Source organism: Streptococcus sp. STR1/CE/0325, assembly GCF_055386095.1.
The window spans coordinates 1375308-1391655 of record NZ_AP045018.1; the positions used below are offsets into that span (position 1 = coordinate 1375308).

The window sequence follows — 16348 nt, forward strand, 5'->3', positions numbered from 1 at the left end:
TATAATGGAGTGTATTGTAAGAAAAATGAAGGGAGAAAAGAGGATGGTGAATTACCCTCAAGGATTGAAACCAAGACCTTCAGGGAATGAAACGACCACAAAGACCACCAACTTTGCCAACCGTGGCATGTCCTTTGAGGCAGCGATTAACACAACCAATCGCTACTATCTCACTCATGGGCTTGCGGTCATTCACAAAAAACCAACCCCTATTCAAATCGTCAAAGTCGATTACCCAAAGCGCAGTCAGGCTAAGATTGTTGAAGCCTACTTTAGACAGGCCTCAACCACCGATTATTCTGGCGTCTATAAGGGACACTACCTCGACTTTGAAGCCAAAGAAACCAGGCAAAAGACAGGTATGCCTTTGAAAAATTTCCATGACCACCAAATCAAACACATGGAACAGGTTTTAAAGCAAGGGGGAATCTGCTTTGTCCTTCTTCATTTTACGAGCTTACAAGAGACGTATCTTTTACTTGCAGCTGATTTAATTGCCTTTTATGTGGAACCAGCTACGCGCACGAAGCGTTCCATCCCTCTTGATTATATCAAAAAACAGGGTTATTTTATCAAACAAGCAGCATTTCCGCAAGTTCCTTACCTAGATATTATCGAAAAATTATTAGGCGGTGATTATGATTCAAAAGAAAACGATCATTAAGATTTTAAAATATACCATCAGTACAGTCCTGAGTTTGATTATCATCGGTGTGGTGGCTGGTGCATTGCTCTTTGGTTATTACGCTATGACAGCGCCAAAGTTAGAGGAGAAAAACCTCATCGCAGTCAACTCCAGCTTGGTTTATGATAGCGATGGCAATCAGATTGCTGACCTTGGGTCTGAACAGCGCGAAAGTGTCACGCCAGATAGTATTCCTGTCAATCTGGTTAATGCCATTACCTCTATTGAAGACAGGCGTTTCTTTGAACACCGAGGCATTGACGTTTTTCGGATCATGGGATCTGCTTGGCACAATCTCGTGAGTAGAACCACCCAAGGGGGCTCAACGCTCGACCAGCAGTTGATTAAACTGGCTTATTTCTCCACCAATGAAAGCGACCAAACCATCAAGCGTAAGGCGCAAGAGGCTTGGCTATCCCTTCAAATGGAGAGAAAATACACCAAGGAGCAAATCTTAACCTTCTATATCAATAAAGTTTATATGGGAAATGGCTACTACGGCATGCGCACAGCTGCTAAGAACTATTACGGCAAAGACCTGCCTGAGCTTTCTATTGCTCAGCTAGCTCTCTTAGCAGGAATTCCACAAGCACCTAGCCAATACGACCCTTATACCAACCCAGATGCAGCCAAGACCCGCAGGGACACTGTTCTTGCACAAATGTATCAGTACGGACACATCAAAAAATCCGACTACGAAGCTGCTCTTGCAACCCCTGTTAACGACGGACTTCAAGTCCTCCAACAACGCTCGAGCTATGAGAAATACCTCGATAACTACCTCAAGCAAGTCATCGCAGAAGTGAAAGAAAAAACAGGTAAGGATATCTTCACTTCTGGGTTGAAAGTTTACACCAATGTGAATACTGCAGCCCAACAACATCTGTGGGAGATTTACAACAGTCCAGACTATGTGGCTTATCCTGACAGTGATTTTCAAGTCGCTTCAACCATCATGGATGTCACCACAGGTAAAGTCATCGCCCAGCTAGGCGGACGTAATCAGGATACCACTGTTTCGTTTGGAACCAACCAAGCGGTCCTAACTGACCGAGACTGGGGTTCTACCATGAAGCCAATCTCAGCTTATGCGCCTGCCCTTGACAATGATGTTTATAATTCAACAGCCCAGTCAACCAACGACTCCGTTTACTACTGGCCTGGAACCTCTACTCAGCTCTATGACTGGGATAGGCAGTACTATGGTTGGATGACCATTCAGACCGCCATCATGCAGTCTAGAAACGTGCCAGCCGTTCGAGCACTTGAAGCAACAGGATTAGGGGATGCCCTTAAATTCTTGAATGGTTTGGGGATTGACTACCCTGAGATGCACTATTCAAATGCCATCTCAAGTAATAATTCGAGTACCGATCCAAAATACGGCGCAAGTAGCGAAAAAATGGCAGCAGCTTACTCTGCCTTTGCTAATGGCGGAACCTATTACAAACCCCAGTACGTCAATAAAATCGAGTTCAATGATGGCAGCAGCCAGACCTATGAACCAGAAGGTAAGCGTGCTATGAAAGAAACCACGGCTTACATGATGACGGACATGATGAAAACCGTTCTGACTTACGGTACAGGAACCGACGCAGCGATTGCTGGCGTTGCCCAAGCAGGTAAGACAGGAACCTCTAACTACACCGATGACGAGCTTGATACCATTGCTAATCAGACAGGAATCAGCACTTATAGCGTTGGAACCATGGCGCCTGATGAAAACTTTGTTGGCTACACCAATAAATATGCTATGGCAGTCTGGACAGGCTATAAAAATCGTCTTACGCCTATTTACGGAGATGGCTTAAATGTCGCAGGGCGTGTCTATCGAGCGATGATGCTCTATCTCACGGGTGGTTACAGTGAGGACTGGGAAATGCCAGACGGGCTCTACCGTAGCGGTGGTTATCTCTACCGCAATGGCACCAAGCGTAATAGCAGGGACTATTATATCCCATCTTCTTCAGAAGAAACGCAAGCAAGTAGCAGTTCAACTAGCGCTAGCAGCTCCTCTAGCCTGACAGATAGTAGCGACACTACTGGCTCTACCACAACAACAGAGACCAATGACCAGACAGCTGAAGCCACAACCGGTCAAGCTAATCGAACTGATAACGGTGCCAACGGCGTTCCTACTAGAGGTCAAGCAGGAACACCAACTACCCCATAAAACCCAAAGAGCTTGAGAGAATCTCAAGCTCTTTCTTCATGAAAAGCAAAAAGCGTCTGAGAACTTCCTGTCTCAAACGCTTTTTCATTTTTTTATTTCCAAAAATCATCAAAAACGGTAATAGGTAAATGCCGTTTATGGCTGGTTTTTTGCCACCAATTTTCAATGATGGTCTTGCGTTCCTCTGGTATCGGCAAGCCCTCTAGATAATCATCAATATCTTGATAGGTCACGCCAAGTGCCACCTCGTCGGCTAGCCCGGGCTTATTGTCCTCTAGGTCAGCTGTCGGTACCTTTTCATAGAGAGCCTTATCTGCTCCTAATTCTTTTAACAGAGCCTTGCCTTGGCGTTTATTCAACCGAAAAAGGGGAAGAATATCTGCACCACCATCACCATACTTGGTGAAAAAGCCAGTGATATTCTCCGCTGCGTGGTCCGTTCCAATCACAGCTCCCTTGCTCTCACCTGCAATGGCATATTGGCTAATCATGCGTTGTCTTGCCTTGATATTCCCTTTATTAAAGTCAGAAACGTCAATGCCTGCCTGCTTCAAGGCTGCGACTTGTCCATCCACGGCTTCTTTAATATTGACCACTAGCACTTGATCGGCTCTGATAAAGTCAAGCGCTCGCTTAGCATCTGCTTCGTCTGCTTGAATGCCGTAAGGCAGGCGTACAGCGATAAACTGATAGCTGCTATCCCCTGTTTCTTGTCGCATCTCCTCCATGGTCAGTTGCGCCAAGCGCCCTGCCAAGGTCGAATCCTGCCCACCGGAAATGCCTAAAACGTAGGTTTTCAAAAAGCTGTGCTTATAGAGGTAACTTTTTAGAAAATCAATGGATCGTCTAATCTCCTCTTTGGCATCAATACTGGGTTTGACCCCTAGCTCCTTGATGATACTTTCTTGTAAACTCATGACAACTCAACTCCTTTACTCAAACACTCTTTTCTCACGCGATCGATGAGTTCCATCTTATTTTTCCAGACATTTTCCGCCAAATCAACAGGGTATTCTTGTGGATTAAGGGCACGTCTGTACTCTTCCCAAAGGGCATTGAGTTCATGCTTGGCATACGCCCTAATCTCCTCTAAACTTGGCAAGTCATAAACCAATGTACCCTTGTCATAAATCGGAACCAAAAGAGGAGTCGCTTCAAAATTACTCACCCACTTGTGGATATAAGTATAAACAGGGTGGAACATGTGGATTTTATCCAACTTTCTCACATCGCAGTCGGCAAAGGTGATGTAATCCCCTTCGGTTTTTCCTTTTTCTCTACTGGTAATGCGCCAAACCTGCTTTTTCCCTGGGGTTGAGACTTTTTCCGCATTGTTGGAAAGCTTGATGGTATCACGCATGTGACCCTTTTCATCTTCGATAGAAACCAACTTATAGACCGCTCCCAAAGCTGGCTGGTCATAGGCTGTGATGAGCTTGGTTCCCACGCCCCAGATGTCAATCTTAGCCTTTTGCATCTTTAAGTTTAGGATGGTGTTTTCATCCAAATCATTGGAGGCATAGATCTTGGCATCTGGAAAACCAGCTTCATCTAGCTGTTCACGCACTTTCTTAGAGAGATAAGCCATGTCACCTGAGTCGATTCGCACGCCTTTGAAATGAATGCGATCACCAAATTCCTTAGCTACCTTAATGGCTGCTGGCACACCCAAACGAAGGGTATCATAGGTATCTACCAAAAAGACGCAGTCTCTGTGACTAGACGCATAAGCCTTAAAAGCTTCGTAGTCATTGCCATAAGCCTGTACAAGAGCGTGCGCATGCGTACCTGAAACAGCAATGCCAAAACGCTTGCCTGCCCTGACGTTGCTGGTCGCATCAGCCCCTCCAATGACCGCAGCTCTGGCTCCCCAGATAGCCGCATCCATCTCTTGCGCGCGTCTGGTTCCAAATTCTAGCAACAATTCGCCCTCTTCCATGACCGCCTTAATCCTCGCTGCCTTGGTGGCAATTAGGGTTTGGAAATTGATGATGTTGAGAAGCGCTGTTTCAATTAATTGACACTGGGCAAGAGGCCCTTCAACTTGCACCAAGGGTTCATTGGCAAAAACGACATTACCTTCCTTGACGGACTTGATAGAAAGATCTAGCTTAAAATCTTTGAGATAAGCCAAGAAGTCTTCTGGGTAGCCCAAACCACGCAAATAAGCCAAGTCGGTTTCAGAGAAAACCAACTGCTCCAAATACTGAACCATGCGTTCTAGACCAGCAAAAACGGCATAGCCATTTGAAAATGGCAACTGCCTGAAGTACAGTTCAAAAACTGCACGCTTATTGTGAATTCCTTGGTCAAAATAAACCTGCATCATGTTGATCTGGTAGAGATCGGTGTGTAAGGTCAAACTATCATCTGTGTACATTCGATTTTCCTACTTTTTCATTCGTTACTCTATTATACCATAATTTATAAGGAGACTTCTATTTCCAAAACTGCTTTTTCAGCGCGCTTAAAATAGCAAAAAAGGTTTGGGACACGTTTGTCCCAAACCTTTTAAGCATCTTTTTTACCAAAGACAAGATTGCTATAAATCCCTAAAACGACAATCCAAATGGTTGCCCCAATCGCTCCAACATAAGTGGATTCTTGGAAGAAAAGAGAGAGGTAAACAACCCCAAAGAAGAGGATGGTTAAAGGATTCAAAATGCGGTATTGTGGCATTAAGAAACCATCTGCCATGAAATCTTTGGACTTGCGATAACGCAGGTGTGCTAGCATCACCAAAATGTAAATGGCAATATAAACGCCTGATGAAGAGGCTGTAATCAAGGCAAAGGAATCAGAAACACCAGGCAAGACACTGATAAGAGCTGCCACTGCAACACAGACCGCAGATACCAAGATGGCATTTTTAGGGACCTGTTGCTCGGAAATCTGATCGACCTTGAGTTTCTTTAAGAAAGCATTGGAAGGTTCTTTTGCCATTTGGTAAAGCTGCCGACCGGTTGAGTAAAGGGTGGAATTGAGCGCTGAAGAAGCTGACGTCAAGACCACAAAGTTGATCAAAGCTGCTGCCCACTTGATCCCTGCTAGCTCAAAGACCTTAACGAAAGGTGACTCCGCTGCTGTCAGGCCTTGCCATGGGTAAATCGCCATGATGGCAAGCAGCGCTCCGATATAGAAAATGATAATGCGGGTCGGGATTTCGTTGATGGCCTTTGGAATAACCTTTCTTGGGTCCTTGGTTTCAGACGTCGTTAAGCCGACAAACTCAATCGCTTGGTAAGAAAAGAAAACCATCTGAAAACCTAAGAAAAACTTCCACCAACCATTTGGAAAGAGTTGAAAGCCATTGGTGATATTGGAAAGCGACGCATGCCCAACAGGGGTTTTAAAATCGGTCAAAACCATGATGATGGCGGTTGCGATGAGCGCTAAAATGGCAATGATTTTTATCATTCCAAACCAAAACTCAACCTCACCAAAGAGCTTAACCGCTACCAAATTGACCAGACTAAGTAGCACTAAAAAGACAATTTGAATCAACCACCTTGGCACATCAGGTAGCCAAAATTGGACGTATTCGCCAATCGCCGTAATTTCTGCCATACCGATGAAAACGACTGAAATCCAGTAAGACCAGCTAGCAAAATGCCCCCAGCCCTTGCCCAAATAACGGGTAATGAAACTAATGAAAGTGTGTTCATTAGGGCTTTGGTAGAGCATCTCTCCCATGGCTCGCATCATCAGATACATGAAAAATCCGGTCACAAGATAAACAAGAATGATGGAGGGGCCTGTAAGGGAAATGGATCTTCCAGAACCTAGAAACAATCCTGTTCCGATCGTTCCTGCAATCGCAATAATTTGAACATGACGACTTGATAAAGCGCGATCTAAGCTATTATTAGCCTTCGACTCTTTATCTTCATTTTTTGAAGCTTGCATAATGTCTCCTTTACATACACAATATCCTTTTATTCTACCGCATTTTTGATAAATTATCAAGTTTATTTATCAGAAAATTGTTATGATGATGGCTGACACAAAAAAAGAGAACCTCGAAAGGTTCTCTTTGACAGCCTTAAAGCTCACTTAGCTTTAGTTGTCTTTTTCTTCCTTACGGCGTTTCAATCCCATAAGTGCTAATCCGCTTAGAATTGCACCGAGAATTGGAAGAGTCGTTTGTTCTTCACCTGTGTTTGGAAGGTGTTTTGCTGCTGCCTTGCTCTCTGCTTGAGCTGACGCTTGGCTAGCAAGGTAAACTAAGTCTGATGCAGGGATTACAACACGTTGTCCATTTGGCAGGATAAGCGTTGCGTTTCCTTTTTCATCAACGCTGACAATAACACCTGGGTTAGCCGCTTCCACTTTACCTTTGACAATGGCTTGTTCTTCTGGTGTGAGATGGTTGACGTCTCCTACTGGTGTCTTTTCTGGTGTAGATGGGATCATCTTTTCAACGACTAAGTCTAATCCAGAAATCATCACTTCTTGACCATTTGGTAGGATAAGCGTTGCATTTCCTTTTTCATCAACAGTAACGCTAGCACCTGGATTAGCCGCTTCCACTTTACCTTTGACAATAGCTTGTTCCTCTGGCGTTAAGTGGTTCGCGTTTCCTACGAATGTCTTGTCTGCTGGAATAATCACTGTTTCCTTATGATCGACTGGCACTTTGAGATAATCAACGGTACCATCTGGGTAAATCACTTCGACAACCACAACTGGCTGATCACCATTTTGCTCAATCTTAGCTCCTTCTGGTACCACGACCGTAGTCCCTTCTGGAAGGTTATCTGTTGCAACCTTACCGATGATAGCTGCTTTATCCGTTTCAGTCGTGACTGGCGTTCCTTCAACAATTGGCATCTCAAGGTAAGCCTTACCAGTGTAAGCTGGTTCAAGCACTGCAGATTCTTTTTGCTGAACAGGGACATCAATGAGGTCTTTCGTGCCATCTGGGTAAGTTACCTCAACTGGAACGACCTTGTCGCCGTTGGCGTTAGTCTTAACTGGGCCTGCAACTTCAACAGTTGTACCTGCAACTGGTTTGCCGTCCGCATCCTTGAAGGCGTCTGGAAGGTCAACCTTGTCCGTGATAGCTTTCTTATCGGCATCAGATGTGATTGGTTCACCAACAACTAGCTCTTGATCGATGAGCGCCTTACCTGCTGCTGGAGCTGGTGTGTTTGGTGCATCTGGTTTGAGGCTTGGCTCGTTCGCTTCGCTATCCTTTTGTTTCACAGGAACGTCAACCGTATCTTTGGTACCATCTGGATAAGTCACTTCAACTGGAACGACCTTGTCGCCATCAGCGTTAGTCTTGACTGGGCCTGCAACTTCAACAGTTGTGCCTTCTTTAGGTGTACCATCTGGGTTCTTGAAGGCGTCTGGAAGGTCAACCTTGTCCGTGATGGCTTTCTTGTCGGCATCAGATGTGATTGGTTCACCAACAACTGGATCTTGATCGATGAGCGCCTTACCGGCTGCTGGAGCTGGTGTATCTGCGCCATCTGGTTTGAGGCTTGGCTCGTTCGCTTCGCTATCCTTTTGTTTCACAGGAACTTGGATCTTATCAATAGAACCATCTGGATAATGAACGAGAACTTCAACTGTTGGGTTGTCCTCTGTGCCACCAATCTTAGTGCCATCTGGAATAGTTGCTGTTGCACCATCTGGCAATTTGACCTTAGCAATGACAGACGCTTGGTCTGTTGAGCTAGTCAATTCCTTACCAACTTCTGGTTTTTGGTCAATCAAGGCCTTGTCAGCTGTTGACTTACCTGGTTCAGCTGTTGGGTTGATTTCTGGCTCATTCTTGGCACTGTCTTTTTGTTTAACAGGGACTTGGATAGTTTCCTTAGTACCATCTGGATAGGTCACTTCAACTGGAACTGTTGGGTTGTCCACGGTACCTTCAACCTTGGCATCATCTGGAACCTTAGCAGACGCACCTGCTGGAACTTTCACCTTGTCCACAATAGCAGCCTTGTCAGGTTTGCTCAAATCTGAACCCGGTGCATCAGAACCGTCAATCAAGGCTTTGCCTTTAGCTGTTTCTGGTGTCTTAGCCGCATCCGGTTTGAGGCTTGGCTCATTGGCTGGTTTTTCGCTGTCCTTTTGTTTCACAGGAACATCAACGATATCTTTAGTGCCATCTGGGTAAGTCACTTCAACTGGAACGACCTTGTCGCCATCAGCGTTAGTCTTGACTGGGCCTGCAACTTCAACAGTTGTGCCTTCTTTAGGTGTACCATCTGGGTTCTTGAAGGCGTCTGGAAGGTCAACCTTGTCCGTGATGGCTTTCTTGTCGGCATCAGATGTGATTGGTTCACCAACAACTGGATCTTGATCGATGAGCGCCTTACCGGCTGCTGGAGCTGGTGTATCTGCGCCATCTGGTTTGAGGCTTGGCTCGTTCGCTTCGCTATCCTTTTGTTTCACAGGAACTTGGATCTTATCAATAGAACCATCTGGATAATGAACGAGAACTTCAACTGTTGGGTTGTCCTCTGTGCCACCAATCTTAGTGCCATCTGGAATAGTTGCTGTTGCACCATCTGGCAATTTGACCTTAGCAATGACAGACGCTTGGTCTGTTGAGCTAGTCAATTCCTTACCAACTTCTGGTTTTTGGTCAATCAAGGCCTTGTCAGCTGTTGACTTACCTGGTTCAGCTGTTGGGTTGATTTCTGGCTCATTCTTGGCACTGTCTTTTTGTTTAACAGGGACTTGGATAGTTTCCTTAGTACCATCTGGATAGGTCACTTCAACTGGAACTGTTGGGTTGTCCACGGTACCTTCAACCTTGGCATCATCTGGAACCTTAGCAGACGCACCTGCTGGAACTTTCACCTTGTCCACAATAGCAGCCTTGTCAGGTTTGCTCAAATCTGAACCCGGTGCATCAGAACCGTCAATCAAGGCTTTGCCTTTAGCTGTTTCTGGTGTCTTAGCCGCATCTGGTTTGAGGCTTGGCTCATTGGCTGGTTTTTCGCTGTCCTTTTGTTTCACAGGAACATCAACCGTATCTTTGGTGCCGTCTGGATAAGTCACTTCAACTGGAACAACCTTATCGCCATCAGCGTTGGTCTTGACTGGGCCTGCAACTTCAACAGTTGTGCCTTCTTTAGGTGTACCATCTGGGTTCTTGAAGGCGTCTGGAAGGTCAACCTTGTCCGTGATGGCTTTCTTGTCGGCATCAGATGTGATTGGCTCACCAACGACTGGCTCTTGATCGATGAGCGCCTTACCTGCTGCTGGAGCTGGTGTATCTGCGCCATCTGGTTTGAGGCTTGGCTCGTTCGCTTCGCTATCCTTTTGTTTCACAGGAACTTGGATCTTATCAATAGAACCATCTGGATAATGAACGAGAACTTCAACTGTTGGGTTGTCCTCTGTGCCACCAATCTTAGTGCCATCTGGAATAGTTGCTGTTGCACCATCTGGCAATTTGACCTTAGCAATGACAGACGCTTGGTCTGTTGGGCTAGTCAATTCCTTACCAACTTCTGGTTTTTGGTCAATCAAGGCCTTGTCAGCTGTTGACTTACCTGGTTCAGCTGTTGGGTTGATTTCTGGCTCATTCTTGGCACTGTCTTTTTGTTTAACAGGGACTTGGATAGTTTCCTTAGTACCATCTGGATAGGTCACTTCAACTGGAACTGTTGGGTTGTCCACGGTACCTTCAACCTTGGCATCATCTGGAACCTTAGCAGACGCACCTGCTGGAACTTTCACCTTGTCCACAATAGCAGCCTTGTCAGGTTCGCTCAAATCTGAACCCGGTGCATCAGAACCGTCAATCAAGGCTTTGCCTTTAGCTGTTTCTGGTGTCTTAGCCGCATCCGGTTTGAGGCTTGGCTCATTGGCTGGTTTTTCGCTGTCCTTTTGTTTCACAGGAACATCAACCGTATCTTTGGTGCCGTCTGGATAAGTCACTTCAACTGGAACAACCTTATCGCCATCAGCGTTAGTCTTGACTGGGCCTGCAACTTCAACAGTTGTGCCTTCTTTAGGTGTACCATCTGGGTTCTTGAAGGCGTCTGGAAGGTCAACCTTGTCCGTGATGGCTTTCTTGTCGGCATCAGATGTGATTGGTTCACCAACAACTGGTTCTTGATCGATGAGCGCCTTACCTGCTGCTGGAGCTGGCGTATCTGCGCCATCTGGTTTGAGGCTTGGTTCATTAGCTGAACTATCCTTTTGTTTCACAGGAACTTGGATCTTATCAATAGAACCATCTGGATAATGAACGAGAACTTCAACTGTTGGGTTGTCCTCTGTGCCACCAATCTTAGTGCCATCTGGAATAGTTGCCGTCGCACCGTCTGGCAATTTGACCTTAGCAATGACAGACGCTTGGTCTGTTGGGCTAGTCAATTCCTTACCAACTTCTGGTTTTTGGTCAATCAAGGCCTTGTCAGCTGTTGACTTATCTGGTTCAGCTGTTGGGTTGATTTCTGGCTCATTCTTGGCACTGTCTTTTTGTTTAACAGGGACTTGGATAGTTTCCTTAGTACCATCTGGATAGGTCACTTCAACTGGAACTGTTGGGTTGTCCACGGTACCTTCAACCTTGGCATCATCTGGAACCTTAGCAGACGCACCTGCTGGAACTTTCACCTTGTCCACAATAGCAGCCTTGTCAGGTTCGCTCAAGTCTGAACCCGGTGCATCAGAACCGTCAATCAAGGCTTTGCCTTTAGCTGTTTCTGGTGTCTTAGCCGCATCTGGTTTGAGGCTTGGCTCATTGGCTGGTTTTTCGCTGTCCTTTTGTTTCACAGGAACATCAACCGTATCTTTGGTGCCGTCTGGATAAGTCACTTCAACTGGAACGACCTTGTCGCCATCAGCGTTAGTCTTGACTGGGCCTGCAACTTCAACGGTTGTGCCTGCAACTGGTTTGCCGTCCGCATCCTTGAAGGCATCTGGAAGATCAACCTTGTCCGTGATAGCTTTCTTGTCGGCATCAGATGTGATTGGCTCACCAACGACTGGCTCTTGATCGATGAGCGCCTTACCTGCTGCTGGAGCTGGTGTGTTTGGTGCATCTTCCTTGAGCGTTGGTTCATTAGCTGAACTATCCTTTTGTTTCACAGGAACTTGGATCTTATCAATAGAACCATCTGGATAATGAACGAGAACTTCAACTGTTGGGTTGTCCTCTGTGCCACCAATCTTAGTGCCATCTGGAATAGTTGCTGTTGCACCATCTGGCAATTTGACCTTAGCAATGACAGACGCTTGGTCTGTTGGGCTAGTCAATTCCTTACCAACTTCTGGTTTTTGGTCAATCAAGGCCTTGTCAGCTGTTGACTTACCTGGTTCAGCTGTTGGGTTGATTTCTGGCTCATTCTTGGCACTGTCTTTTTGTTTAACAGGGACGTCAACTGTTTCAGAGGTTCCATCTGGATAGTTCACTGTAACAGCTACGGTTGGATTATCCGCTGTACCACCAACTGTTGCATCAGCTGGAATATCAAGCGTTGTACCTGCTGGCAATTTAGACACATCAACCTTGTCCTTAATCGCATCTTTATCGCTGTCACCAAGGCTTGCACCTGGTGCATCTGAACCATTAATCAAAGCTTTACCTTTAGCTGGCGCCTTCGTATTTGGTGCGTCTGGTTTGAGTGTTGGTGTGTACTTGTTGGCATCAGACTTGGTTGCCTTAGCTGGGTCGCTAATCTCAGAGTCTTGACCATCCTTGCTTGCCTTAGCTGTGATGTCACCCTCTGGCAATGGATTTTCTGGTGTGATTTTGGCTACACCATTTTCATCTGCTGTGGCACTACCAATAGGATTATTGTTCTCATCGTAGAGTGTTACCTCAGCACCTGGTGTTGTCGTCACTGAAATCTCAGGTTTTTCACCCGCTTGCTTAGTCAAATCAGTTGTAATGGCTGGCTTAGTAGGTGCTGCTACTGTTGCCGTCTTAGGCGCACTCGCATCAGAAGTTTGACCGTCTTTGGTTGCCTTGGCTGTGATGTCGCCTGCTGGAATAGCCTTGTTTGGTTTAATCACTGCCTTGCCATCGCTACCAACCGTACCTGTTCCGATTTCTTCACTATTTGGACCGTAAAGGGTAATGGTTTCACCCTCTTTGCCAGAAACAGTAATGGCATCTGTTGTTCCTGCCTTGTTGGTCAAGTCTGTGTCAATCACTGGTTTATCTGGCTTGACAACTGGGTTGTTGCCAGCTTGGCCTGTTGCATCTGGTGAAGCAACATCATCCTTGTTTTTCGCCTTAGCGGTAACAGTTGATCCGTCTTTGACCTTGTCCGCTGGAATAGAAATCGCACCCGTCGCTGGATCAACCGTCACATCAGAACCTGCTGGAACGCTCCAAGTTCCATCTGTCCCTTTTGTAGCCGTTACCGTTACAGGCGTATCGCTACCTTCTGGCGTATAAGTCACGTCCACCTTAGTCGCAGGCTCACCTGTGGTGCTTGGTGTCACCGTCACGCTACCATTATCGTTTGGTGTGACGGTTGGTGCTTCTGGTGCTGGAGCCTTTTCTGGTGGTGTTTTTGGACCAATTTGAATTTGATCAATGATATTACCAGCCTTATCTCGAAGGGTCAACCATTGTCCCTCTGGTAAGGTTGTCGTATCATCAAAACTATCTCTTAAAAGGCTAATTTTATCTCCTGCATTTGGATATTTTTGGAAAAGACCATCAACCAACTGAGAAGCATTTTGTTGAGAATCCTTGGTTGGTGAAATGACCAATTCATAAACTTTTTTCTTATCTAGCCCATCAAGACCAGTCAAGGTGACACTATCTGCCCCAGCTTCTACTGGAGAAATCTTAGCAGATTCCGTTGGTGTTGGTACTTGTTTTGCTGTTACTTCATTTGATTTTGGTGAAACATTGTTTGAAGCATCAACAGCATTTGCTGAAACGGTCGTGTTGTCCTTAACTTTATCAGCTGGGATAGTCACGACACCCGTATCTGGATTCACCGTAACATTTGGATCATCTGATTTCCACTTGCCGTTTTCATCCTTAGTAATTTGAGCAGTCTTTTCAGTACCACCTTCTGGCGTATAAGTGACGTTCATCTTAGCGACGTCATCATCTGACGGAGGTGTCACGGTCACACTACCATCGTCGTTTGCCTTAGCTACTGGTGCTTCTGGCGCAGTGATATCTGCTGGCTCTTCTGCTGTTGAATCTCCTGCTTCATTAGAAGATTTGGCTTCAACATTTGTGCCTTCCTTGATTTGGTTTGCAGGAATGGTGATCTTTCCAGTTTGAGGATCGATTGTCACCCCTTCTGGCGCATCGTCTGGAAGACTCCAACGTCCATCTTCACCCTTGGTCGCCACTAACTCAACTGGTTCAGGATTTTCATTTTCCTCTGTAGGAGCTGGGGTATAAGTCACCGTCAAACCTGTTGCAGGTTTGCCTTCGGTACTTGGTGTGATTGTTGTCGCATTCGCTGTTTTATCAATGCTTGGTGCTTTTGGTGGAAGGGTTTTAGCTGCATCCTCACCTTGTGGAGAAGTTGCACCACTCGCACTGGTGGCGATAGCTTTGACTTCTGTTCCATCTGCTACGGCATTTTCTGGAAGAGTGATAGCTCCAGTATTGGCATCAATGGTTGTACCACTTGGTGCATCAGCTGGAAGAGTCCACTGCCCATTTGTTTTGGTTGCACTCAAGGTCTTCGGTGTTGTTAATCCTTCTGGAGTGTAAGTTACGTCCAATTTAGTCGGTTCTTCCTTACCGGTCTTTTGCACGGGTGTGACTGTCACGCTACCATTGTCATTTGCCGTGACATCTGGCTTACTAACCTTGCTGACTGTCCATGTCACCTTGACAGGAATCACCACTTCGTTTCCGCCATTATTTTCATTAAAGGCGAGCTTGAGATAAACGAGTTGGTCTGTTCCACTCGTTGGGAGAGCACTTTCTTCGATAGAATTTCCATCTTTATCCACTAGGAAGGTCTTTTTTAGTTCGTTCCAAGTGATGGCAGGACGAGTGTAATCTCCTGTCTTATATGAAGGAATACCAGAAGTGGTGTTTTTGGCGATAGTGTCAAAAGCAGCCTTAACCGCAGCTTCTACATCGGCTTGGGTAACTTTTTCTCCTTCATCTTTGGTAATCGCCTTACTGACAGATGGGACTTGGACATTTCTGAAGAAGTAAGGTTGGCTACCATTGGCATAGACGAGCTGGTAAGTTTGCGCCTTATAGTTATCACGAACATTTTTTACCGTAAGGTTATTCCCAGCTTCAGGGTTTTTGGTATTAGCAGCTGTTTGTTGTTGCACCGCAAGAACACTGGAGTAGCGAACTCCTGCGATATTAGCTGTTTGCGCATTTAATACAGACCCTTTAGCAATGGAAACCGTTGTCGTTAAATTCGTTGTCTCTTCCTTCAAATTAATTTTTGAACTAGAGGAAGAGACTTTCCCATCATTAAAGATTTGATTCGCACGAAGGGCTGCCGCTCCGTTTGAGTTTTGATGGAGGGAGTACTTCACTGCATTAGTACCTGTTGGAGCCGCCTTATAGGTGACATCAGCGAGTTTGATGTCAGAGCTAGCAGGTTTTCCATTCCAGAAATAGATATCTTGTTTTCCAGATGGTGTCGCTGAGGCAACGTTACCTTGATTCGTGCTCGTCACGTTTAAGAACTGATTACGGACTTGAGTTTTTTCATTATTTGTCGTTGCTGACCATCTTTTAGCATCAGACACGGCAAAAGTCTGGTCCCCTTCAGGGATACGCTCTGCTTCATAGACGGTATCCTTAGCATCGATGACATGGACACGTCCGTCTTGGGTGATGGTGACACGTCCGTCACTAGCGATGACGACATTTTCAGCAGTGAGCCCTGGGTTTGCACGTAGGACACGGCTCAAAATTTTGCTCTTGTCACTCTCTTTGAGGTTTGCTGGGTCAGCCACTGCTACTTTTTCAGAAAGGCTAAACTCAAGCGCTGGTGCCTCTTTTGGTGTTTCGCTTGCAAGCGTTTGCGAATTTGACGCTTGAGTTGGTGCTAGCGTTTCTGCCACAGGGCTTGTTGCCTTAGGTGCTAGCTCAGAAGTTGCTACTGGTTTCGCTTCTTTTTCTGGTGCTACTTCCTTGGCAGTTTGCTCAACCTTAGCGACTTCTCCCTGAGCATCTGAGGGCTTCAAGTCCTCAACCACTTTTGCAACCTCTTCTTTAGGAGCAAGCTCTGTTGTGGTTTTTGTTTCAGCAGTTGCTTCTATTGATGGGCTTGTGCCTACTAGTGCAGCTGATTGCTCAGTTGATGCAGTGATGGTATCTGCTTCAGCAAGAGCAGTTCCGGTAATCATAGATCCTAAAAGGACCGAGAATACCCCAACTGTAAACTTACGAATAGAAAAAATCTGTTTACGTTTAAAATCCATAAATTCTCCTTCTTTAATGAAAATAGTTTCATAGGAAGTAACACCTATTGAGAACATTCTACCGTGTTGTGAAAGAGTTGTCAAACGTTATGTTTTCGGTTTTACAAATTTTTTGTTAATTATCTTTATGCTTATTT

At 45.7% G+C, this 16348-nt stretch carries 6 protein-coding genes; 2 read left to right on the top strand and 4 right to left on the bottom strand.

Annotated features, from left to right (window positions below):
• Positions 1-43 precede the first annotated feature (43 nt).
• Positions 44-664, top strand: a complete 621-nt coding sequence (recU, locus tag ACZ49W_RS06710) for a Holliday junction resolvase RecU (protein ID WP_464814543.1) — start codon at positions 44-46, stop codon at positions 662-664.
• Positions 633-2858, top strand: coding sequence for a penicillin-binding protein PBP1A (gene pbp1a, locus ACZ49W_RS06715; protein ID WP_464814544.1), 2226 nt, complete (start codon positions 633-635; stop codon positions 2856-2858). Before recU ends, pbp1a begins: the two co-directional genes overlap by 32 nt.
• A gap of 92 nt (positions 2859-2950) precedes the next feature.
• Here the strand turns inward: pbp1a and nadE are convergent, their stop codons facing one another.
• From nadE to ACZ49W_RS06735, 4 genes are all read right to left on the bottom strand, one after another.
• A complete protein-coding gene (gene nadE / locus ACZ49W_RS06720) occupies positions 2951-3775 on the bottom strand; it encodes an NAD(+) synthase (protein WP_464814545.1) in 825 nt (274 codons plus the stop codon).
• On the bottom strand, positions 3772-5238 hold the full coding sequence (locus ACZ49W_RS06725; protein ID WP_464814546.1) for a nicotinate phosphoribosyltransferase: 1467 nt from the start codon (positions 5236-5238) through the stop codon (positions 3772-3774). The genes nadE and ACZ49W_RS06725 overlap by 4 nt, the downstream gene beginning before the upstream one ends.
• Before the next feature lie 131 nt (positions 5239-5369).
• Positions 5370-6764, bottom strand: a complete 1395-nt coding sequence (locus ACZ49W_RS06730) for an amino acid permease (protein WP_464814547.1) — start codon at positions 6762-6764, stop codon at positions 5370-5372.
• A gap of 153 nt (positions 6765-6917) precedes the next feature.
• Positions 6918-16211, bottom strand: coding sequence for a Rib/alpha-like domain-containing protein (locus tag ACZ49W_RS06735; protein ID WP_464814548.1), 9294 nt, complete (start codon positions 16209-16211; stop codon positions 6918-6920).
• Positions 16212-16348: the final 137 nt, after the last annotated feature.